Source organism: Roseomonas sp. F4, assembly GCF_053891155.1.
The window spans coordinates 126,896-146,954 of sequence record NZ_JBSSHK010000006.1 but is presented as its reverse complement, the minus strand read 5'-3'; the positions used below and the strand labels follow the sequence as shown (position 1 = coordinate 146,954).

The 20,059-nt window shown below is 70.0% G+C and carries 20 protein-coding genes; 9 read left to right on the top strand and 11 right to left on the bottom strand.

The window, feature by feature from the left end; genetic code table 11:
* Window position 1 precedes the first annotated feature (1 nt).
* The 9 genes from ACVFYP_RS23605 to ACVFYP_RS23565 form a co-directional block, all read right to left on the bottom strand.
* A complete protein-coding gene (locus ACVFYP_RS23605) occupies window positions 2-1,453 on the bottom strand; it encodes an NAD(P)-binding domain-containing protein (RefSeq protein ID WP_499202683.1) in 1,452 nt (483 codons plus the stop codon).
* Between the two features lie 131 nt (window positions 1,454-1,584).
* Window positions 1,585-2,355, bottom strand: a complete 771-nt coding sequence (locus ACVFYP_RS23600) for an ABC transporter substrate-binding protein (protein WP_499202682.1) — start codon at window positions 2,353-2,355, stop codon at window positions 1,585-1,587.
* Window positions 2,356-2,366: 11 nt separating this feature from the next.
* On the bottom strand, window positions 2,367-3,149 hold the full coding sequence (locus tag ACVFYP_RS23595) for an amino acid ABC transporter ATP-binding protein (protein WP_499202681.1): 783 nt from the start codon (window positions 3,147-3,149) through the stop codon (window positions 2,367-2,369).
* Entirely contained in the window at window positions 3,146-4,402 is a 1,257-nt protein-coding gene (locus ACVFYP_RS23590; RefSeq protein ID WP_499202680.1) for an amidohydrolase family protein, read from the bottom strand. Before ACVFYP_RS23590 ends, ACVFYP_RS23595 begins: the two co-directional genes overlap by 4 nt.
* Window positions 4,399-5,052 (bottom strand): amino acid ABC transporter permease, encoded by a 654-nt coding sequence (locus ACVFYP_RS23585; protein WP_499202679.1) that lies wholly within the window; start codon window positions 5,050-5,052, stop codon window positions 4,399-4,401. The genes ACVFYP_RS23590 and ACVFYP_RS23585 overlap by 4 nt, the downstream gene beginning before the upstream one ends.
* A 3-nt stretch (window positions 5,053-5,055) precedes the next feature.
* Window positions 5,056-5,922 carry a polysaccharide deacetylase family protein gene (locus ACVFYP_RS23580; protein ID WP_499202678.1) on the bottom strand — a complete coding sequence of 289 codons (867 nt, stop codon included), beginning with the start codon at window positions 5,920-5,922 and terminating at the stop codon, window positions 5,056-5,058.
* The gene (locus ACVFYP_RS23575; protein WP_499202677.1) at window positions 5,922-6,941 is read right to left on the bottom strand and encodes an ABC transporter substrate-binding protein; all 1,020 of its coding nucleotides are present in this window, start codon (window positions 6,939-6,941) and stop codon (window positions 5,922-5,924) included. The genes ACVFYP_RS23580 and ACVFYP_RS23575 overlap by 1 nt, the downstream gene beginning before the upstream one ends.
* A gap of 11 nt (window positions 6,942-6,952) precedes the next feature.
* Window positions 6,953-7,429 (bottom strand): ureidoglycolate lyase, encoded by a 477-nt coding sequence (locus tag ACVFYP_RS23570; RefSeq protein ID WP_499202676.1) that lies wholly within the window; start codon window positions 7,427-7,429, stop codon window positions 6,953-6,955.
* Complete coding sequence (locus ACVFYP_RS23565; protein WP_499202675.1) at window positions 7,426-8,868, bottom strand: FAD/NAD(P)-binding protein; 1,443 nt, start codon at window positions 8,866-8,868, stop codon at window positions 7,426-7,428. The genes ACVFYP_RS23570 and ACVFYP_RS23565 overlap by 4 nt, the downstream gene beginning before the upstream one ends.
* 369 nt (window positions 8,869-9,237) lie before the next feature.
* Between ACVFYP_RS23565 and ACVFYP_RS23560 the strand changes: the two genes are divergently transcribed.
* The 8 genes from ACVFYP_RS23560 to ACVFYP_RS23525 all read left to right on the top strand — a co-directional run bounded on the left by ACVFYP_RS23560 (window position 9,238) and on the right by ACVFYP_RS23525 (window position 15,858).
* Window positions 9,238-9,777: a sigma-70 family RNA polymerase sigma factor gene (locus ACVFYP_RS23560; RefSeq protein ID WP_499202674.1), complete on the top strand. Its 540-nt coding sequence runs from the start codon at window positions 9,238-9,240 to the stop codon at window positions 9,775-9,777.
* Complete coding sequence (locus ACVFYP_RS23555) at window positions 9,774-10,478, top strand: anti-sigma factor (protein ID WP_499202673.1); 705 nt, start codon at window positions 9,774-9,776, stop codon at window positions 10,476-10,478. The genes ACVFYP_RS23560 and ACVFYP_RS23555 overlap by 4 nt, the downstream gene beginning before the upstream one ends.
* Window positions 10,479-10,572: 94 nt before the next feature.
* A complete protein-coding gene (locus tag ACVFYP_RS23550; RefSeq protein ID WP_499202672.1) occupies window positions 10,573-11,394 on the top strand; it encodes a DUF4394 domain-containing protein in 822 nt (273 codons plus the stop codon).
* A 135-nt stretch (window positions 11,395-11,529) separates the two neighbouring features.
* On the top strand, window positions 11,530-12,456 hold the full coding sequence (locus ACVFYP_RS23545; protein WP_499202671.1) for a ketopantoate reductase family protein: 927 nt from the start codon (window positions 11,530-11,532) through the stop codon (window positions 12,454-12,456).
* Entirely contained in the window at window positions 12,453-13,322 is an 870-nt protein-coding gene (locus tag ACVFYP_RS23540) for an aldose 1-epimerase family protein (RefSeq protein ID WP_499202670.1), read from the top strand. The genes ACVFYP_RS23545 and ACVFYP_RS23540 overlap by 4 nt, the downstream gene beginning before the upstream one ends.
* A gap of 88 nt (window positions 13,323-13,410) precedes the next feature.
* Window positions 13,411-14,094, top strand: coding sequence for a fumarylacetoacetate hydrolase family protein (locus ACVFYP_RS23535; RefSeq protein ID WP_499202669.1), 684 nt, complete (start codon window positions 13,411-13,413; stop codon window positions 14,092-14,094).
* A gap of 110 nt (window positions 14,095-14,204) precedes the next feature.
* Entirely contained in the window at window positions 14,205-15,023 is an 819-nt protein-coding gene (locus ACVFYP_RS23530) for an exodeoxyribonuclease III (RefSeq protein ID WP_499202668.1), read from the top strand.
* Window positions 15,024-15,063: 40 nt separating this feature from the next.
* Window positions 15,064-15,858 (top strand): shikimate dehydrogenase family protein, encoded by a 795-nt coding sequence (locus tag ACVFYP_RS23525; RefSeq protein WP_499202667.1) that lies wholly within the window; start codon window positions 15,064-15,066, stop codon window positions 15,856-15,858.
* Between the two features lie 46 nt (window positions 15,859-15,904).
* Here the strand turns inward: ACVFYP_RS23525 and ACVFYP_RS23520 are convergent, their stop codons facing one another.
* Window positions 15,905-16,489, bottom strand: coding sequence for an HdeD family acid-resistance protein (locus ACVFYP_RS23520; protein ID WP_499202666.1), 585 nt, complete (start codon window positions 16,487-16,489; stop codon window positions 15,905-15,907).
* A gap of 30 nt (window positions 16,490-16,519) precedes the next feature.
* Window positions 16,520-16,984: an Lrp/AsnC ligand binding domain-containing protein gene (locus ACVFYP_RS23515; RefSeq protein ID WP_499202665.1), complete on the bottom strand. Its 465-nt coding sequence runs from the start codon at window positions 16,982-16,984 to the stop codon at window positions 16,520-16,522.
* Window positions 16,985-17,066: 82 nt separating this feature from the next.
* Here ACVFYP_RS23515 and ACVFYP_RS23510 point away from each other — a divergent pair, with 82 nt between their 5' ends.
* Window positions 17,067-20,021: an L-glutamate gamma-semialdehyde dehydrogenase gene (locus tag ACVFYP_RS23510; RefSeq protein ID WP_499202664.1), complete on the top strand. Its 2,955-nt coding sequence runs from the start codon at window positions 17,067-17,069 to the stop codon at window positions 20,019-20,021.
* Window positions 20,022-20,059: the final 38 nt, after the last annotated feature.

Here is a 20,059-nt window from a genome sequence, read left to right as displayed (position 1 = left end):
GTCAGGCTCCCATTCGATCCGAGGCGAGGGTAAGGTCCACAAGCTCCGCCTCGTCATAGACGAGCAGCGAGTCGTAATCCGCGCCCGCCTGTTCCAGGAACAGATCGCGGGCGATGCCACGCGCGATGCGCTCCACCGTCGGCCGCAACGTCGAAATGCCGGCGGAGGAGGCGGTGGAGGGCATGGCGGCGAAGGAGGAGGAGCGCAGCCGCGCGAGCCAGGGCGCGGCGCCGGGTACACGTTCGGTGAAGGTGAAACTGTCGGTGAGATAGGGATAGGCGCCGAGCAACCTGTCTTCCGCCGCCGGCGCGAAACGGTCGCGCCACAGGGCGATGTCACTGGCGAAGGACGAAAGCTCCGGGCGCAGCGAGAGGTCGACGACCAGCCCGGTGCCAACAATCAGGAAGTCGGCCTCCAGCGTTGCGCGTGGCGTCTCCAGGCGGATCGCGTCCCCCGCCGTGCCGACCGCCGTCAGCGGCGCGCCGAGATGCAGGAAGAAGCGGTCATGTGACGCGCAGCGCGAAAACGTCTCCTGCGGTGGCGGCTGGTTCAGCGCGAAGAGCGTCTGCATGAAGCGCCACTTCTGGGCGTCCGGCAGATCGACAAAATAGTGCAGGAAGCCGAAAAATTCCATCCAGCGGTTGGGATTCACCGAGGGCAGTACTGGCCGCCGCGCCAGCAGATCGACCCGCGCCGCGCCGGCTTCCAGCGCCGTTGCGGCATTGTCGAAAGCGGACGCACCTGCGCCCAACACAGCGACGCGCTTGCCCGCCAGCGCGGCAAAATCCACCGCCTGCGCAGTATGGGCGTAATGGGAGGCGGGCAGCGCTTCCGCGATCATCGCCGGCACCTGCCAAGCGCCATTGCCGTCCAGCCCCGTGGCCAGCACCACCTGCCGCGCCAGCAGCCGCCGCGCCGTGCCATCCGCATGAACGGCCTGCACGGCCAGCAGCGAATCGCCTTCGGGCGCGATGCGGGTCACGCGCCAGCCATGTCGCACGGGCAGTGCCAGCACGCTCTGCAGCCAGGTGAGGTAGGCCTGCCAATCCTCCCGCCCGATCTTATGCAGGGCGTCCCAGGCGGCAGCGCCATGCCGCGCCTCATACCAGGCGCGCACGGAAAGCGAGGGCAGGCCCAGCTCCGGCCCCGTTACATGCTTCGGCGTGCGCAGCGTGTGCATGCGGGCGAAGCGCGTCCAGACGCCGGCCTGGCCCTCGGGCTCCGCTTCCAGCACCGCGATATTCTCGATCCGCGCGCGCTTCAGCGCGAAGGCGGTCGCCAGCCCGCACTGCCCGCCGCCCACCACAAGCACGTCCAGCACAGGCCCTTCCGGATGCGCCATGGGCCGCACCCAGGGTCGCGCCGGATAGGCGAGCGTCGCCAATTCCCAGGCCACACGCCTTTCCAACCGCGCGAGGCCGTCATTCAGATGCGGAGGCGGAAGGCTGTCCATGGTGGCGTGGAATCCTGGCGACGATGATGCAGTTCCCCAAAGGGGTCCTGCCAATCCATGTCGCCCAGGCCCGTTCTTACGGCCAACCGGGGCGACAGCATTCTAGCATGGTGCGAGGCGCCGTAAACCGTTCAGCTGGCCTGCGCGAACCATTTCGTGTCGAGCGAGGCGAGGAAGCCATCGGCCTGCATGGCGGCGAGATGCCGGTTGATCTCCGCCATCAGCGTGGCGTCTTCCTTGCGCGTATTGATGCCCACATCCCGCGCGTCCCAGACCGGGGAGACGCCGAGCCGCACGCGGCTGTTGCGGGCGATGTTCCAGCGCAGCACGGGCTGGGTGTTCACCACGCATTCCACGCGGCCGATCACCAGATCCTGCAAGGCCAGCGGGAATTCGTTGTAGACACGAATCTCCTTCACCGCCGTGCCGTGATTGTCGCGCACATAGCGTTCGCCGGAGGTGCCGACCTGCACGCCGACGACGCGGCCGGCCAGATCCTCCGGCCTGTCAATCACCAGGTTGGGGCGATAGCCGGCGGCGATGCCGGTCTTGTAGTAGGGGACGGAGAAGGCGATGCGATCGGCGCGATCCTGCGTCCAGGTCATCGCGGTGATGAGGGTATCGACGCGGCCGGAGGTCAGTCCGGCAATCAACCCGGCGAAGGAAATCACCTGCCACTGGATGCGCAGCCCCATGCGCTTGCCGAGCTCCTCGCCAAGATCGACGTCGAAGCCCGTCAGCGTGCCGGCCTGCATGAACTCGAAGGGCGGAAAGGCGCCGCCATTGCCGACATTCAGCACGCCGGCGGCGCGCACCCGCGCCAGGGTGTCATCCGTCTGCGCCAAGGCGAGGGAAGGTGCGGCGAGAGTCGCGGCCAGCGCCGCGCGGCGGGTGAGGATCATGTGTGTGTCCTTCATGCGGGAATCGAATCGGGTCGCAGGACGCGGCCCAGAAAGGCGCGGGTGCGCGGCTCGCGCGGATTGCCGAGCACCTCGGCCGGTGCGCCCTGTTCCACCACCAGCCCGCCATCCATGAAGACGACGCGGTCGGCGACATCGCGCGCAAAGCCCATCTCATGGGTGACGACCAGCATGGTCATCCCCTCCTCCGCCAGCTTGCGCATCACGGCCAGCACTTCGCCGACCAGTTCGGGATCGAGGGCGGAGGTCACCTCGTCGAACAGCATCACCGCGGGCTGCATGGCCAAAGCGCGGGCGATGGCGACGCGCTGTTGCTGTCCACCGGACAGGTCTGCCGGATAGGCCAGCATTCTGTGCGCTAGGCCAACGCGATCCAGCAGCGCGCGGGCGGTCGCCTCCGTCTCCGCACGCGGGCGCCGCAGCACCTGCACGGGCGCTTCCATGACATTGCCGAGGGCGGTCATATGGGGGAACAGGTTGAAGGCCTGGAAGACGATGCCGATGCGCCGCCGTGCCAGAGTCATCGCGCGTTCCGGCACGCGCAACCGCGCGCCGCCGCGTTCGGGACCCCAGCCGATATGCTGGCCGTCGACGATGACCTCGCCCGATTCAAAGGGCTCCAGCCCATTCAGGCAGGCGAGCAGCGTGGATTTGCCGCTGCCGGAGGGGCCGATGACGCAGACCACTTCGCCCGGCGCGACATCGAGGTCCACGCCGCGCAGCACGGGGGTGGCGCCGTAGGATTTGTGCAGGTTGCGGATGTGGATGGTGCTCATGGCAGGTGCGCCAAAGCAGGCGGCATCAGTGTGCCGTCGCGCATCAGGAAGGCGCCATCGGCCAGCACATGCTTCAGGTCGCGCGGGCGCGCGGCCATCAGCAGGCGGGGCACGATCTCCTCTGGCTTCGTATCGGTGAAAGCGGCGGCCCGGAGGTCAAAAGCCAAAAGATCGGCGCGCGCGCCTGTCGCCAAGGTCGCGCCATCGGTGGCGATGGTCATGATCTGCGCGGGCGTCGGCCATTCCGCATCGGGTCGGCCGGCGCGGGGCAGCAGCAACGCGAATTTCGCGGCCTCCAGCATGTCCTGCGTGTCGTTGCTGCCGGGGCCATCGGAACCGATGCCGAGCCGCACGCCGCGCGCGATGGCGCGTGCCACCGGGGCGATGCCGCTGCCCAGGCGCAGATTGGCGAGCGGGTTATGCGCCATCCGGGTGCCGGAGGCCGCCAGCAGGTCCAGCTCCGCATCCGTCAGATGCACGCAATGGGCATAGTCCACATGCGGCCCAGCGAGACCGAGCCGTTCCAGATGCGTCACCGGGTCCGTGCCAAAGCGTGCGCGGCAATCGGCGGCGTCCTTGGTGGTTTCGCACAAATGCAAATGCACGAAGGCGCCATGTTCGCGTGCCACCGCGCCGATCCCCGCCAGAAGTGCATCGGTGCAGCGCTGCGGGGCGGAGGGGCCGAGGCCGATTTCGGCGCCCTTCGGCGGCGCTTTCACCAGCACTTCGGCGACCGCCAGCGCAGCCTCCGTGCTCGGCGGCGTGAAGCTGGCGGAGGGGGAGGGCAGGTCGCGCAGCATCATCGCGACGCGGGCGCGGATGCCGCCCTCGGCCCAGGCGGCGGCGGCGATGGCAACCGACTCCACATTCGGCGGAATCTGCCGGAAATGATCCGTCACCCGAATTGCGCCACCGCGGATCGCTTCCGCCGCCGAGATCAGGATGGCCTGGCGGATGCGCGCCTCCGGCAGGGCGTCCTGGCCATCGGCATACTCGGCGGCGAGCCATTCATCCAGCCGGGCCATGGGTGCGCGGCCGCGCGCCAGGCTTTCGGGCGAATGGGTATGAGCATTGACGAAGGCAGGCAGCAGTAGCAGGTGGCCAGCCTCGACAACCTCCGCATCGCTGACGTCCAGCGACACGCCGATATCGACGACGCGGCCATCGCGCAGCAGCACATCCACGCCGAGGCGTGGCGCCCAGTCCCCACCGCCCGCCAGCAGCATGGCGCCCCGGAACAGCAACGGCCTCATGCGACTCTCCAGCGGGATTCCAGGCGTGCCACCAGCCAGACCAGCGGCAGCGTCATCGCCAGATACATCAGCGCCACGCCCGCGAAGGGGCTGAAGGTATTGGCCTGCCAAGTCATGATATCCGTGCCCGCGCGCAAAAGATCGGGGATGGCGATGACCGAGACCAGCGCGGTGTTCTTCAGCAGCGTGATCGCCTCATTGCCGATCGGCGGCAGCACGCGGCGCAGCGCCTGGGGCAGCACGATGCGCCGCATTGCCAGCGCCCAGCCCATGCCCAGCGACCGTGCCGCGCGCATCTGGCCGCGGTCGATGGACTGGATGCCGGCGCGGACGATTTCCGTCACATAGGCACCATTGGTCAGCGACAGCGCCAGGATCGCCACCGCCTTCGCCTCCAGCAGCAGGCCCAGTGAGGGCAGGCCGTAATAGAGGAACAGCATGGTCACCAGCAGCGGCACGCCACGCAGCAGTGTCACATAGAACACCGCCACCGCATTCAACGGCGCAAAGCCGGAAACCCGCGCCAGCCCGCCCACCAAGCCGATGGCCAGCCCAATGACGATGGAGACGATGGCGAGCTGTGCCGTGGTGATGGCGCCGGCGGCCAGGGTCGGCAGCGATTCGACGAAGAGGTCCCACTCGAAATCCATCGGCTACAGAACCTTGCGGGCATGCGCCGCGATCTCACCCGGTCGGGCCAGCCAGATGCGCGGCCGGGCGGCGGCGATATGGGCCAGCACGCGGCGCAGATGCAGCAGGCGGAAGGGGTGACCGACGAGGAAGGGATGCAGCGACAGGTTGAACACCAGCGGCCATTTTTGCGAAAGGCGAAGCTGTTCCTTGAACTGGTCGATCAGCAGGTCGGCCCAGACGGAGGGCGGCCACTTGGCCGCATGCAAGGCGGGGATGTCGTTGGTCGGGCGGGAATAGGGCACGGTCACCAGTGTGCCGGCGCGCGTTGTCAGCAGCGTCGGCTGGTCATCATGCGTCCAGTCCATGCTGTAGTCGAAGCCCGCCTCCGCCAGCAGGTCCGGCGTCACATGCGTCTGCGCCACCCAGGGGCCCATCCAGCCGCGCGGCGCGGCGCCTTCCTCCGCCGCGATGCGGTCGCGGCATTGCGCGATCATCGCGGCCTCGGCGGCCTCGTCCATCTCGGACTGGCGTTCGGCATTGGTGCGGCCATGGCCCACAAACTCATCGCCGCGTGCGCGAAAAGCAGCGGCGACATCCGGGCACAGATCGTAGATCGCCGTGTTCAGCAGTGCCGCCGCGGGAATCGCATGCTCGTCCAGCGCATCGAGCAGGTTCCACACGCCGACGCGATTGCCCCAGTCCCGAAAGCCGTAGTTTTGGACATCCGGCTCGGGCGAGGGATTCACGAGCGGAATCCCCATTCCCTCCGCGAAGGGAAAGGCTTCGAGATTCACCGCGACATGCACGGCCAGCCGAGCCCCGCCTGGCCAGTCCCAGGCCGGGCGTTTCGCGATGGCAGAATAGGCGTAGCGGCCATGCTGGCGCATCAGGCGCCCATCGGCGGCAGCATGCGCTCGGCAGCCGGCGGCAGGAATTGCGTCAGCATGAAGCTCTCGGCGGAAGGCGGATTGGAGACGTCGAAGGCTTCCGCCATGGCCGTCACCATGGCGGCGGCACGCGCTGGGTCGACATGGCCCACGCCCTTCTCCCGCGCCGTCGGCGTCAGCACGGCTTCGCGCATGATGAAGCGCATGCGTTCCGTTTCCAGCGGCACATCGGCCAGCGGTTCCCGCGCCCGCACGGCGGCGATGGCGGCGTTGGGGTCGGTCAGGGCGTCCTTCAGCCCCGCCAGCGTGGCGCGCACGAAGCCGCGCACCATCTCCGGCTCCTTCGCCGCCAGTTCCGCCGGCAGCAGCAGCGCATTGCCGAACACGTCCACGCCGTAGTCGTTGAAGCGGAACATGCGGATATCCGCCTCCTTCTGCCCCAGGGCGCGCAGATTGAAGAAGGCGCCGGAGACGAAGGCGGTGATGGCGTCGGCCTCGCCCCGATGCAGCATCGGCTCCCGCAACGGCGGGGCCACCGTGATCCAGGTGACGTCGCCGGGCGCCAGCCCATTGGCCTTTGCAAAGACCGGGAACAGCACGCGGCCGCTATCGCCCGCCGGCGCCGCGATGCGCTTGCCGCGCAGATCGGCCGGCGTTTCGATGCCCCGCCCCGCCACGGTGATGACGCCGGCCAAGGTGCGATCAAAATACTGGAACACATTGACCACGGCGCGGGCCGGGTGGTCGGCATTGTGCTTCACCACCGCGCCCGGATCGCCAAAGCCGATCTCCGCCGCGCCCGCCGCCAGCTTGGTGACGACGTCGCCGGAGCCGAAGCCGCGCTGGATCGTCACATTCAGCCCCTCGCGGGCAAAATATCCCCGCTCGGCAGCCAGGAACCAGGCGGCGTGGTAGCCCTGCGGTGTCCAATCCAGCATCAGCCGCAGCGCGCGCGGCTGGGCCAGAGCAGGGGTGGCGAGCAGGGCGCCGGTGGCGGCGAGGAAGGTGCGGCGTTGCATGAACTCTCTCCTCAAGCGGCGATGGCTAGGGCGACACCGAAGGTCGTGTCGATGCGCACGGTGTCGTGGTCGGTCTCGTTGGTGTCGGACAGTTCCAGGTTGAAGAAATCCTGGCGCTCCGCGGTGAAGAACGGGCCGGCATGCCAGGTGCCGCGATGCAGGCACAGCGCGGTGCCGCCGGGGATGCGGAAGACGGTGATGCCCTCCGCCGTCAGCGGCGCATCGGCGGGCGCCAGGCCGATGAACCAGTCGGCGCCATCGGTGGAAGCCAGGCATTGCGTCACGCGCAGATGCCGCGTGATGCCGCGGATCAACAGCGGCCGGTGCGGCAGGCGCATGATGTAGAAGCGCGGCGTGCCCTGCGTCAGGTCCAGCACGGCGTCTTGCGCGCCAAAGGGCGTGCCGTCCTCGCCCGGCAGCACCAGCGTGCCGAAGGGGGCGATGGTCTCCGGCGTGGCGTCCACCGGGGTGGTCGGAATGGTGTTCATGCGGCGACGGTCTCCGGCAGGTCGAAGGGGGCGAGTTCGGCGTGGTCGCCGTGCAGGAAATGCGCCCAGTCGCTGTCCTGTTGGTCGAGGAACAGCCGGCGTTTCACGCCTTCCACCAGGCGCGGCAGCGCGTATTTCATGCCGCTGACGCTGGCCGCCACGGGGCCGAGGCTGAGCGAGGCGGCGCCGGTGATGCTGAAGACGCGCGTGACCCAGGGTGCCGCGCCCGCCACCTTTTCCTGAAACCCGCCGAGGCGGTCGAGATAGGGCTGGCGCAGCAGGCGGGGTTCCGCCGCATCGGCCGGCGGCGTGAATCGGTCGCCCCAGACCGCGATCTCCGGCACCAGCGCCGCATATTCGGGGCACAGCGACATGTCGGAGAGGAAGCCGGTGGCGATCACCAGCCGGTCAAAGACCTGGCGGCGGCCATTGCCTTCCACCACGATTTCCTCGCCCGTCCAGCGCACGGCATCCCAGGGCATGCCGGTGGCGATGCGGAAGCCGGGCAAGGCGATGGCGGTGTCGAAGGTGGGCTGCGGCGGCGGCTGGCCAATGCGGCGCAGGCGCATCGCATAGGCCCATTTCGCCGCATCGGGCAGGTCGACGTAATGCGCCAGGAAGCCGGCGCTTTCCATCCAGCGACGCGGATTGTCGCGCGGCACCTCGGGGCGGCGGATGCAGATGGTGGCGGTGGCGGCGCCGGTCTGAAGTGCGGTGATGGCGATGTCGAAGGCGGTGGCGCCGGCGCCGAGCACGCCCACCCGTTCACCTGCAAAGCCTGCGGGGTCCAGCATGTCATTGGCATGCAGCACACGCCCCGCCGGCAGGGCGGCGGCGATCTCCGGCGGAATCTTGTGGCCACCGCTGCCGCCCGATCCGGTGGCCATCACCACGCTGCGGGCATGGCACAGCAACGGGCCATCGGGCGTGTCGAAACGCAGCGCCAGCAGGGTGCCGCCTTCCACCGGCTCCATCGCCACCAGCCGGTGGTGATTGCGCACCGGCAGGTCCATCACCCGGCGGAACCAGTTCAGATAATCCATCCAGGCGGTGCGCGGCACGCGGTACATCGCGTTCCAGCCCTCGGCGCCGTGCTGTGCTTCCCACCAGGCCCGGAAGCTGGCGGCAGGCAGGCCGCCATCCGGGCCGGTGAGGTCCTTGGGCGTCCGCAGCATCGCCATGCGGCCGAACGTCACCCAGGGACCTTCCTGGCCGGCCGGTGCGGCATCGAAGATGCCGATCCGTGTCACCTGTTCGCGCCGCAGCGCGGCGGCGGTGGCCAGGCCGTACATGCCGCCGCCGATGATGGCGCAATCCAGCACCTCTGGTCCCTTCGAGACCACCCAGGGCGTCGCGGGATAGGCGAGCAAGGTCATCTGGATCGCCAATTGGCGCTCCAGCTCGGCCAGGGATGTGGCGAGGACAGGGGGTGCGGTCACGCGGGTCTCCGCGACAGGAAGGGAAAGGCGGGCAGGGCGCAGAACGGCAGCCGCGCGACCCGGTGCGGGGCGCGACGGTGCGGGGTCAGGCGGTTGGTCGCCACCGGCCACGGGCGCGGGCCAGGCCATGGGCGCGCGGCGGCCGGCCCGGGCGCTTAGGGCGACCGGCGGCGGCATTGCGGCAAGGGGGCCAGCGCTTCATGCGTTTAGCCAACGCAAATGTCATGCCAATTGCCGTGACTGGGCCGCACGGGCCACGGTGCGTCGGTCTGGCGCGGCTTTCGGCAGGGCAGCCCCCGCATTGCCCGCATGGCGTGCAGCACGGTCCGGGTTGCCTGCATCGCGCCGGCATGGTCATTCTGCCGGCCAATGGACGCCGCCACGGACCTCACCCCGCTGCTTTCCGCCGTCGCCGGCGGCGACCGCGCCGCCCTGCGCGCGATCTATGATCGGCAGGCGACGCGGCTGTTCGGCGTGGCCAATGCCATATTGCGCGACCGTGACGCCGCCGCCGATGCGATGCAGGACGCCTTCCTGCGCATCGCCCGCCGCGCCGACCAGTTCGACCCGGCTCGCGGCACGCCGGAAGCCTGGCTCGCCGCCATCGTCCGCTACGCCGCCCTGGACCTGGTCCGGGCGCGCGGCCGCGAAATCCCCACCGATGACCCCGCTTTGGGCGACCAGCCTGTGCCGGCGGAGGCATTGGACCAGGTGGAAAGCAGCGCCGAGGGCCGCCGCCTGCGCCAGTGCCTGGCGACGCTGGAGGAGCGCAACCGGCGCGGCATCGTGCTGGCCTTCGTGCATGGGCTGAGCCATGCGCAGATCGCGGCGCGGCTGGAACTGCCGCTCGGCACGGTCAAGGCCTGGATCCGGCGCGGGTTGCTGCGGCTGCGGGAGTGTCTGGCGTGACCCCCGAGGAACGCGACGCCCTCGCCGCCGAATATGTGCTGGGCACGCTGGAAGCGCGGGAGGCCAAGGCCGTGGCCGCCGCGCTGCCGGGTGACCCCGCTTTGGCCGAGGCGGTGGCGGCGTGGGAGGCGCGACTGGCGCCGCTCACCGTGCTCGCCCCGCCCGAGGCGCCCCCGCCCGGGCTGTGGGACCGGATCGCCGCGGCGCTGGACCCCGCGGCGGCCGCCGCACCCAGATCCGCGCCGGTGGCGAAGCCGAAATCCTGGCTCGCCGGGCTGCTCGACCCCTGGCGCATCGGGGCCATTGGCGGCACCGCCGTGGCCGCCACCCTGGCCGCCTTCATACTGCTGCGGCCGGAGCCCGCGCCGCGCATGATGACCGTGCTGCTGACCGACCGCGACCAGCCGGCCTGGCTGGTGGAAGCCGATCAGGGCGGGTTGCGCCTCGCCTCGCTCAACCCGCGTCCGGCGCCGGAAGGCCGGGCGCTGCAGCTCTGGGCGCTGCCGCAGGGCGCCACCGCGCCGACCTCGCTGGGCCTGATTCCGGCGGAAGGGCGCATCAGCGTCGCGCCGCGGGTTATCCAGCCGAGCCCGGGCATGCTGATCGAGATCACGGTGGAGCCGCCGGGCGGTTCGCCCACCGGCCGCCCGACCGGGCCGATCCTGTTCATCGGCCGCTTGGCGCCCGCCAGCGCGAGCTGATTCTTTTTCGTGGCTGGCTGCATCCAGTCGCATCCGCCCTCCGTAACGCCAGCAGCAAGGCCGCCAAGGCCTGCCTGGAAATGGAGAGACGCTGATGTCCAACACCCTTCGCACTGCCCTTGCCGCCGCCGCCCTTCTGACCGGCGGCGTCGCCGCCGCCGAGGCTGCGACGTTGATCGGCCTGACCGCCGACAACCGCCTGGTTCGCATCGACAGCGACACCCGCCAGGCCAGCGCGCCGGTGCGCGTGACCGGCGCCGAGGGCCGCCTGCTCGGCATCGATCAGCGGCCGCAGAACGGCATGCTCTATGGCGTGACCGATGCCGGCCAGATCGTGACCATCGACCCCGCCAGCGGCCGCGCCACCCAGGTCTCCCGCCTCAACATGCCCTTCGAGAACGGTGGCCGCGCCGTGGTGGACTTCAACCCGGCGGCGAACCGCCTGCGCCTGATGGGCATGAGCGGCGTGAACTTCCGGGTGAATGTCGAGACGGGTGAGGTCGTGCGCGACGGCCAGCTCAAGTATCAGGACGGCTCCGCGCAGGCCGGTACCACGCCGCGCGTCACCGCCGGCGCCTATACCAACAGCGTCGCCCCGCCCGCGGGTGCGCCGGCCGCCGGACAGCCGGGGGCGCCGACCACGGCGCTCTATACGATCGACACGCTGCTCGGCAGCTACAACCTTCAGGCGCCGCCGAATGACGGCGTGCAGCAGGTGAAGGGCATGCTGGGCAGGACCCTGCCGGTGCAGGTGGGCTTCGACATCCTGTCCAATGGTTCGGGCGGCAATATGGGCTTCGTCCTGGCCGGCAATACGCTGCATACGATCAATCTGGAGAACGGCGCGCTGACCGCCACCGGTGCCGTCACCGGCCTGCCGGATGGCGAGATCCTCGACATCGCCGCGATGCGCTGACCTCACCCTCCCGGCACACCGTGAGTGTCGCCGCCGTCGCGCAACCGCGTGACGGCGGCGTTTTTTTGCGCGGTCGATCTGGACAGCGCCCCGACTTGCGTCGATGGCTTCCGGGTAAGGGGAGAACATTCGGCGATGCGGATGCTGGTGCTGGGGGCCGGGGCGCTCGGTGGCTATTTCGGCGGACGCGCGCTGGAACGCGGGCTGGACGTCACCTTCCTGGTCCGGCCTGGCCGCGCGGCGGTGCTGGCCAGGGACGGGCTGCGGGTGCGCAGCACCTATGGCGACATCGACCGGCCCGTGGCCACCATTCAGCAAGCCGGGCCGGGCTTCGATGTCGTGCTGCTGTCCTGCAAGGCCTATGACCTGGATAGCGCCATCACCGCCATCACCCCGGCGGTGAAGGCCGGCGCGGTGGTGCTGCCGATCCTGAACGGCATGGCGCATCTGGACCGGCTGAACGCCGCCTTCGGCGCCGACCGCGTCTGGGGCGGGCTGGCGAAATGCGCCGCGACGCTGACGCCGCAGGGCGTGGTCCAGCATCTGGGTGACTGGCACTGGCTGACCTTCGGCGAACAGGATGGCCGCATGGATGGCCGCGCCGCGGCCCTGGCCGCCGCGCTGGGCGAGACGCCGGGGCTGATCGCCCAGGCCGTGCCCGACATTCAGCGGCGGATGTGGGAAAAGCTGGTGCATCTGGGTACCGTGGCCGCCGGCAGCGTGTTGATGCGCGCCAGCGTCGGCGAAATCGTCCGCGCTGGCGGCGCCCCCTTCCTGCTCAGGCTGCTGGAGGGCAATGCCGCCATCGCCGCGGCGAAGGGCCATGTGATGACCACGGCCTTCCTGGACAGCTACCGCGCCATGTTCTCCGACCCCAGCAGCGCCTACACCGCCTCCATGCTGCGGGACCTGGAGGCCGGCGGGCGGACCGAGGCGGATCATATCCTGGGCTACCTCGCCACGGAGGCGCGTACCGCCGGGCTGGCGACGGAGCTGCTGGACCTCGCTTATCTGCACGCCCGTGCCTACGACCAGCGCCGCGATGCGGGGCGCCTGGCATGAGCGACCGGGTGCGCCTGACCTCCGACCAGTTGAGCGTGGAGGTGAAGCCGGAAGGGGCGGAACTCGCCAGCCTGAAGGCGGCCGACGGGCAGGAATACCTTTGGCAGGCCGGGCCGGAATGGAAGCGCCATTCGCCCGTCCTCTTTCCCATCGTGGGCAAGCTGCGCCACGACACGTTGCATGTCGGCAGCGACTCCTTCCCCATGGGCCAGCACGGCTTCGCCCGTGACAGCCGCTTCGAACTGGTGGAGCAGAACGCCAGCGCCTGCCGCTTCCTGCTGGCCGACAGCGCCGCGACCCGCGCGGTCTATCCCTTCCCCTTCCGGCTGGAGATTGGCTACGCGCTGCATGGGGCGTCGCTGACCGTCAGCTACACGGTGCACAATCCGGGGGAGGGCACGCTGCCCTTCTCGCTCGGCGCGCATCCGGCCTTTCGCTGGCCGCTGCCGGGCGCGGGCAGCAAGCCGGCGCATCGGATCGAATTCGAGCAGGTGGAAGCCGGGCCGGTCTGGCGGCTGGATGGCGAAGGGCTGATCGATGCCACGCCGCAGGCTCTGCCCCTGCATGGCCGCAACCTCGGCCTGCGGGAGGATCTGTTCCGCCCCTCCGCCATGATCCTGATGAACCTGGCCAGCCGCCGCCTCCGCTATGCCGCCGTGGGCGCGACGGGGCTGGAGATCACCTGGCAGGGCTTTGGCCATCTGGGCCTGTGGATGCTGCCGGGGGCGGAGTTCCTGTGCATCGAGCCCTGGGCCGGCTTCGCCGATCCGGCGTCCTTCCACGGCGACATCTGGGCCAAGCCGGGGATGGAGATGCTGGGGGCCGGGGAGAGCCGGCGCTTCATGTGGCGGGTCGGTCTGGCCTGAGCGCACCGGGCCTGACCCCCCTGGCTTTGCGCCGCCATGGCGCGGGGCTATGGTCCATCGCATCGCGTGCTCGAAGGATCCGCTCCGCATGGCTGATTACGTCATTCCGCCGCCCGCCCAGGCCTCCATCCCCGTCAAGGGCGGTGGGTCTTTCCCGGTCCGCCGCATCTTCTGCGTCGGCCGCAACTATGCCGAGCATGCCATCGAGATGGGCAGCGACCCGACGCGGGAGCCGCCCTTCTACTTCACCAAGCCGGCCGATGCCGTCGTCATCAACGATGCCGACATGCCCTACCCGCCCGCCAGCAAGTCGCTGCACCATGAGATGGAGCTGGTGGTCGCCATCGGCACCGGCGGCGCCGATATCAGCCAGGCCGACGCGCTGAAGCATGTCTGGGGCTATTGCTGCGGCCTGGATATGACGCGCCGCGACCTGCAGAACGAGGCCAAGAAGACCGGCCGCCCCTGGGACATGGGCAAGGGTTTCGACAAATCCGCCCCGATGGGCCTGCTGATCCCCGCCGGCGATTTCGACCCCTCCAAGGGCAAGATCGAGCTGAAGGTGAACGGCAAGGTCACCCAGACCTCCGACCTGTCCAAGCTGATCTGGTCGGTGCCGGAAGTGATCGCCAACCTCTCCGGCCTGGTGCGGCTGGAGCCGGGCGACCTGATCATGACCGGCACGCCGGAAGGCGTGGCCGCCGTGGTCAAGGGCGACCTGCTGGAAGGCATGGTCGAGGGCGTCGGCACGGTCACCGTCAAGATCGTCTAATCTCTACTTCTCCCTCCCCCCGCTGTTGCGGGGGGTTGCGGCGCTGCCGCAACGCCGAAGGCTGGTCGGGGTGGGGGCACACCACCGCACCCATCTCGAACGCAGGCCGCATGACCCTCCGCATCGTCACCTGGAACATCAATTCCATCCGGCTGCGCCTGCCGCTGCTGGCCGATCTCGTCGCCGCGCTGGCGCCGGACGTGATCTGCCTGCAGGAAACCAAGTGCCCCGACGAATTCTTCCCGCATGAGGGGGTCGCCGCGCTCGGCTTCGAACACCGCGCGGTGCGCGGGATGAAGGGCTACAACGGCGTCGCCATCCTTTCGAAACTGCCCTTCACGCGGCGGGACGGCGTGGACCCTGACTGGTGCGCCAAGGGCGATTGCCGCCACATCGCGGTGGAGCTGGATGCCCCCGGCGGCCCGGTGGAGCTGCACGACTTCTACATCCCCGCCGGCGGCGACATCCCCGACCGCGACCTCAATGTGAAATTCGCCCATAAGCTGGACTTCGTCGCGGAGGCCATGGCCTGGTCCGCATCACGGGCGGCAGCCGGTGGCTTCAAGCGTGCAGTCCTGGTGGGCGACCTGAACATCGCGCCGCTGGAACATGACGTCTGGTCGCACAAGCAGCTTCTGAAAATCGTCTCCCACACCCCGGTCGAGACGACGGCGCTGAACGCCATGATGGCCGCCGGCGACTGGTACGACGCGCTGCGCCATTTCGTGCCAGCGGATCAGAAGCTTTACACGTGGTGGTCCTATCGCGCCGCGGATTGGCGCGCGGCGGATCGCGGGCGGCGGCTGGACCATGTCTGGGTCTCGCCCGACCTCGCCGGAAGTCTGCGCGGCATGACCGTGCTGAAGGATGCGCGCGGCTGGGCCGGGCCTTCGGACCATGTGCCGGTGCTGGTGGAGTTGGCGACCTAAGGCGAGCTGTGGTCAGACTTCCGGCTGGGAGGAACTGTCCATGCTCGAAAGCCTCAGCGGGGCCACGCGCGTTTTCGTCATCATCGGCGATCCGATCGCGCAGGTGCAGTCGCCCGGCGCCATCACACGCGATTTCGTGGCGCGTGGCCAAAATGCGGTGCTGGTGCCCGCCCATGTGACGGCGGCGGAGGTGGATGACTACATCCGCGGCGTGTCGAAAGCCCGCAACCTCGACGGCATCGTGGCGACGGTGCCGCATAAATTCGCCGCCTTCCCGCATTGCGCCACCACGACCGACCGCGCGGGCTTTCTCGAATCCGTCAATGTCCTGCGGCGCGACGCGCAGGGGCGCTGGCATGGCGACATGACCGATGGCGCGGCCTTCGTCGCAGGCCTTCGCGCCGCCGGCTGCGAGCCAAGGGGGCAGCGCGTGCTGCTGGTCGGCGCGGGCGGGGCCGGCACGGCGATCGCGCTGGCGCTGCTGGAGGCTGGCGTGGCGGAACTCGCAATCCACGACCAGGACACGGCGCGGCGCGACCGGCTGCTGGCGCGCCTGGCCGGGCGCCACCCGGCCCGGCTCGTGCCCGGCAGCGACGATCCCACGGGCTTCGATATCATCGCCCAGGCAACGCCCGCAGGCATGCAACCCGATGACGCGCTGCCGCTGCAAGTCGATCGCCTGACGCCGGCGATGTTCGTGGGCGATGTCATCACCAGCCCCGAAATCACGCCGCTGCTGCGCGCCGCGCGTGCTTTGGGCTGCGGCACGCAGACCGGCATCGGCATGTATGCCGCCGGCCGCGCCATGATCGTGGATTTTTTGCTGGGCGCGTGAAGCCTTTCCAGCCCTCAAACGCCGGGCGCCTTTTCGGCCGTTGGTATCACCCCACCACATCCGCCGCATGCGGGTCGTTCGCCACCCGCCGCAGCCGCCAGCCCAGTGTTGCGAACAGCCCGCCGGCGATGATGGCCTGCAAGGCCACCAGCCAGATCAGCGCCAGCAGGCCCGGCCCGGGGGAGACGATCATCCAGGCGCCGACCAGCACCGCCAGGGCGCCCAGCGCGCCCAGCAGCACGCTGCCGCTGCGGAAGGCCAGCACCAGCCGGATCACGCCCACCACGATCGACCAGGCGCCCACCATCACCACCAGGAAGACGGCGGAAATCACCGGCAGCAACAGCAGCGCGGCCGCCGCGGCGAGGGAAGCGACGCCATCGATCCACAGCCAGGTCTTTGACTGCGCCGCGCCGCCGCCGCCCCGCACCGCCTGGCTGATGGAGGAAATGCCGTCGATCGCCAGGAAGGCCGCCAGGAAGCCGAGGATGAAGGCCAGCCCGATGCCCGGCATCAGCAGCGCCACCAGCCCGAACAGGATGCCCGCCACACCCCGCAGCAGGAACAGCCACCAGCCCTTGGCCAGCATCCGCACCACCGCGAAGCGCCCCATCGCCTGCACATCCGACATCATCCGACTCCTGACTCTACCGCCCCCATCTCACACCGGCAGCGGCGCCTCGGCGATCACTTCCTCGATGACGGCGTAGGTATGGCTGGATTTCACGCCGGGCAGGCTGAGCAGCACATCACCGAGGAAGCGGCGATACGCCGCCATGTCCCCCACCCGCGCCTTCACCAGATAGTCGAAGCCACCGGCCACCATGTGGCATTCCAGCACTTCCGGCACGCGCTTCACCGCGGTGGCAAAGCGGTCGAAGGCATCCGGCGTGGTGTGATCCAGGCTGATCTCGACGAAGACCAACAGGCCCAGCCCGATCCGCGCCGCGTCCAGCCGCGCGCCCCAGCCGGTGATGAAGCCCTGCGCCTGCAGGCGCCGCAGCCGTTCGGAGGCGGCGGAGGGCGACAGGCCGATGCGCGCCGCGAGTTCCGCCACCGTCGCCCGGCCCTCCCGTTGCAGCAGCGCCAGAAGGCGACGGTCGATCCTGTCGATATCATGGTCCATAGGGTGATCCGCCGGCGATTCATCGGCTGATACGGCAAAATGACCGCTCCATCCACGGCGAAATCCCCGGCATGCTGCGCGCATGTTCGAAGCCCCGTACTCCCCCTCCGAGGAAGCCGCGCGCGCCGCGCTGCTTGCCGCCGCCCCCGCCCCGCAGCCCTCCGCCGCGCCCCTGGCGCTGGACCTCGCCCGTGCCGCACGGGACGGCGGAGGTCCCCTGGCCGTGGAGGAAATTCTGCGCGGCTGGCCGCTTTCGACACGCGAAGGCCTGGCCCTGATGGCGCTGGCGGAGGCGCTGCTGCGCGTGCCGGATGACGCGACGGCGGATGCGTTGATCGCGGAAAAACTGGCGGAGGGCGATTGGCGCCACCATGCGGAAGGCTTTGCCAGCGCGGCCTCTGGCTGGGCGCTCGCCATGGGGTCGCGGCTGGTGGGCCAGGGGGAAACACCTGGCGGGGTGCTGGCGCCGATGGTCAGGCGCCTCGGCGTGCCCACGGTGCGCAATGCGGCGCGGCAGGCGGTGCGGCTGATGGGCGGGCAGTTCGTGCTCGGCGAGACCATCCAGACGGCGCTGGCCCGCGCTGCCAAGGCCCCGCCGAACACGCGCCATTCCTACGACATGCTGGGAGAGGGCGCGCGCACGGCGGCGGATGCCCGCAAATACCTCGGTGCCTATCACGCCGCTTGCGAGGCGATCGGCCGCGCCGCCCAGGGCAGCCTGCCGGCGCGCCCCGGCCTGTCCGTGAAGTTGTCCGCCATTCATCCGCGTTACGAGGCGGTTTCGCGTGATCGGGTGATGGCGGAGCTGCTGCCGGACCTGATCGGCCTGGCCCAGGCGGCGCGCGCCCATGACCTGAACCTGACCCTGGATGCGGAGGAGGCGGACCGGCTGGAGCTGTCGCTGGAGCTGTTTGACCGGCTGCTGACGGAGCCGAGCCTGTCGGGCTGGGAAGGTCTGGGCCTCGCGGTGCAGGCCTACCAGAAACGCGCCGGGGCGGTGGTGTCCTGGCTGGCGGATCGGTCCGCGGCGACCGGGCGGCGGCTGATGGTGCGGCTGGTGAAGGGTGCCTATTGGGATGCGGAGATCAAGCGCGCGCAGGAACGCGGGCTGGACGACTTCCCGGTCTGGACCCGCAAGGCGGCGACCGACCTGGCCTGGCTGACCCATGCCGCCGCGCTGCTGGATGTGGCGAAGCAGGGCCGCATTTTTCCGCAGTTGGCGACCCATAATGCGGCAAGCATCGCGGAGGCGCTGGCCCTGGCCGAGGCCAAGGGCGTCGGCACCGACCGGTTTGAATTCCAGCGGCTGCACGGCATGGGCGGCGCGCTTTACGCCAAATTGGCGGAGAAGCGGTCGGATGTGGCGCTGCGCCTCTATGCGCCGGTGGGCGTGCATGAGGATCTGCTGGCCTATCTGGTGCGGCGCCTGCTGGAGAACGGCGCGAATGGCGGCTTTGTCGCGGCGGTGGCGGATGAGTCCGTGTCGTTCGAGCGGCTGCTGCGGCATCCTTCCCTGGCCCTGGCCGAAGGCCCGCCACGCCATCCGCGGGTGAAGCGCCCGGCGGCGCTGTTCGGGGATCGCCCGAACAGCCGCGGCGTGGAATTCGGCGAACGCCGCGCGCTGGCCGCGCTGATCGCCGCGCGCGATGCGGCGCCGCCCTTGCCGGAGGTGCCGGTGCAGGACCCGGCCGCCGCCGTGGCGCGTGCCCAGGCCGCCTTTCCCGCCTGGAGCGCGACGCCGGTGGCTCAGCGTGCCGCCGTGCTGCGCCGCGCGGCGGATGCGCTGGAGGCGGATTCGGGAAGGTTTATCGCGGCGATTCAGGAGGAGGGGTTTCGCACGCTGGACGACGCCCTGTCCGAATTGCGGGAGGCCGTGGATTTCTGCCGCTACTACGCCGATGCGGCGGAACGCCTCGGCACACCCACCGCGCTGCCGGGGCCGGTGGGGGAGAGCAATGTGCTGAGCCTGTCCGGGCGCGGCGTGTTCCTGTGCATCTCACCCTGGAATTTTCCGCTCGCGATCTTCCTCGGCCAGGTGGCGGCGGCGCTGGTCGCCGGCAATGCGGTGGTGGCCAAGCCGGCGCCGCAGACACCACGCATCGCGGGCCTCGCCGCGCGGGCGCTGCGGGCGGCGGGGCTGCCGGAGGGCGTGCTGGAACTGGTGCCGGGCGGGCCGGAGGTGGGCGCGGCGCTGGTGGCGCATCCCGCCATTGCCGGCATCGCCTTCACCGGCAGCACGGCGACGGCGCGTGGCATCAACCAGGTGCTGGCGGCGAAGGACGGGCCGATCATCCCCTTCATCGCGGAGACAGGCGGGCTGAACGCCATGGTGGTGGATGCGACGGCCCTGCCGGAACAGGTCACCGACGATGTGCTGACCAGCGCCTTTCGCTCGGCCGGCCAGCGCTGCTCCGCGTTGCGGCTGCTCTGTGTGCAGGCGGAAGCGGCGGACCGGATGCTGGAGATGATCGCCGGCGCTGCGCGCGAATTGAAGCTGGGCGATCCACGCGATCCGGCGACGCATGTCGGGCCGCTGATCGATGCGGCGGCCAAGGCGCGCATCGGCGATTGGCTGGCAAAGCTGCCCGATGGCGCGCGCGAAGTGTTCCGGCATCCGGCGGAGGAGCCCGGCAATGTCCTCGCGCCCCGCATCGTCGAATTGCGGCGGGTGGAGGATCTGACCCAGGAAGTCTTCGGCCCCGTGCTGCATGTGGTGCGCTGGCGCGGGGCGGAGGAAGCGGCGCTGCTGCGGGCGCTGGCCGGCACCGGCTATGGCCTGACGCTCGGCGTGCAGAGCCGGCGCGCGGGGTTTGCCGCGCGGGTGGCGGCGGCGGTGCCGGCGGGGAATGTCTATGTGAACCGCAACATGGTGGGCGCCGTGGTGGGCAGCCAGCCTTTTGGGGGCCAGGGACTGTCCGGCACCGGCCCCAAGGCGGGCGGGCCGCATTACCTGCCGCGCTTCATACAGGAGAGGGTGGTGACGGTGAACACCGCCGCCGCCGGCGGCGACGCGGCCCTGCTGGCGGAGGGCGAATAGCGCCGCTGCGAGGCAATGGAATGGCGCGGACAGGCAAG

Coding starts and splice junctions, on each gene's coding strand:
- ACVFYP_RS23510 (WP_499202664.1), top strand. CDS start 17,067: ATGTTCGAAGCCCCGTACTCCCCCTCCGAGGAAGCCGCGCGCGCCGCG.
- ACVFYP_RS23580 (WP_499202678.1), bottom strand. CDS start 5,922: ATGCGCCAGCATGGCCGCTACGCCTATTCTGCCATCGCGAAACGCCCG.
- ACVFYP_RS23600 (WP_499202682.1), bottom strand. CDS start 2,355: ATGATCCTCACCCGCCGCGCGGCGCTGGCCGCGACTCTCGCCGCACCT.
- ACVFYP_RS23590 (WP_499202680.1), bottom strand. CDS start 4,402: ATGAGGCCGTTGCTGTTCCGGGGCGCCATGCTGCTGGCGGGCGGTGGG.
- ACVFYP_RS23540 (WP_499202670.1), top strand. CDS start 12,453: ATGAGCGACCGGGTGCGCCTGACCTCCGACCAGTTGAGCGTGGAGGTG.
- ACVFYP_RS23560 (WP_499202674.1), top strand. CDS start 9,238: ATGGACGCCGCCACGGACCTCACCCCGCTGCTTTCCGCCGTCGCCGGC.
- ACVFYP_RS23585 (WP_499202679.1), bottom strand. CDS start 5,052: ATGGATTTCGAGTGGGACCTCTTCGTCGAATCGCTGCCGACCCTGGCC.
- ACVFYP_RS23595 (WP_499202681.1), bottom strand. CDS start 3,149: ATGAGCACCATCCACATCCGCAACCTGCACAAATCCTACGGCGCCACC.
- ACVFYP_RS23520 (WP_499202666.1), bottom strand. CDS start 16,489: ATGTCGGATGTGCAGGCGATGGGGCGCTTCGCGGTGGTGCGGATGCTG.
- ACVFYP_RS23550 (WP_499202672.1), top strand. CDS start 10,573: ATGTCCAACACCCTTCGCACTGCCCTTGCCGCCGCCGCCCTTCTGACC.
- ACVFYP_RS23570 (WP_499202676.1), bottom strand. CDS start 7,429: ATGAACACCATTCCGACCACCCCGGTGGACGCCACGCCGGAGACCATC.
- ACVFYP_RS23515 (WP_499202665.1), bottom strand. CDS start 16,984: ATGGACCATGATATCGACAGGATCGACCGTCGCCTTCTGGCGCTGCTG.
- ACVFYP_RS23545 (WP_499202671.1), top strand. CDS start 11,530: ATGCGGATGCTGGTGCTGGGGGCCGGGGCGCTCGGTGGCTATTTCGGC.
- ACVFYP_RS23605 (WP_499202683.1), bottom strand. CDS start 1,453: ATGGACAGCCTTCCGCCTCCGCATCTGAATGACGGCCTCGCGCGGTTG.
- ACVFYP_RS23575 (WP_499202677.1), bottom strand. CDS start 6,941: ATGCAACGCCGCACCTTCCTCGCCGCCACCGGCGCCCTGCTCGCCACC.
- ACVFYP_RS23530 (WP_499202668.1), top strand. CDS start 14,205: ATGACCCTCCGCATCGTCACCTGGAACATCAATTCCATCCGGCTGCGC.
- ACVFYP_RS23535 (WP_499202669.1), top strand. CDS start 13,411: ATGGCTGATTACGTCATTCCGCCGCCCGCCCAGGCCTCCATCCCCGTC.
- ACVFYP_RS23525 (WP_499202667.1), top strand. CDS start 15,064: ATGCTCGAAAGCCTCAGCGGGGCCACGCGCGTTTTCGTCATCATCGGC.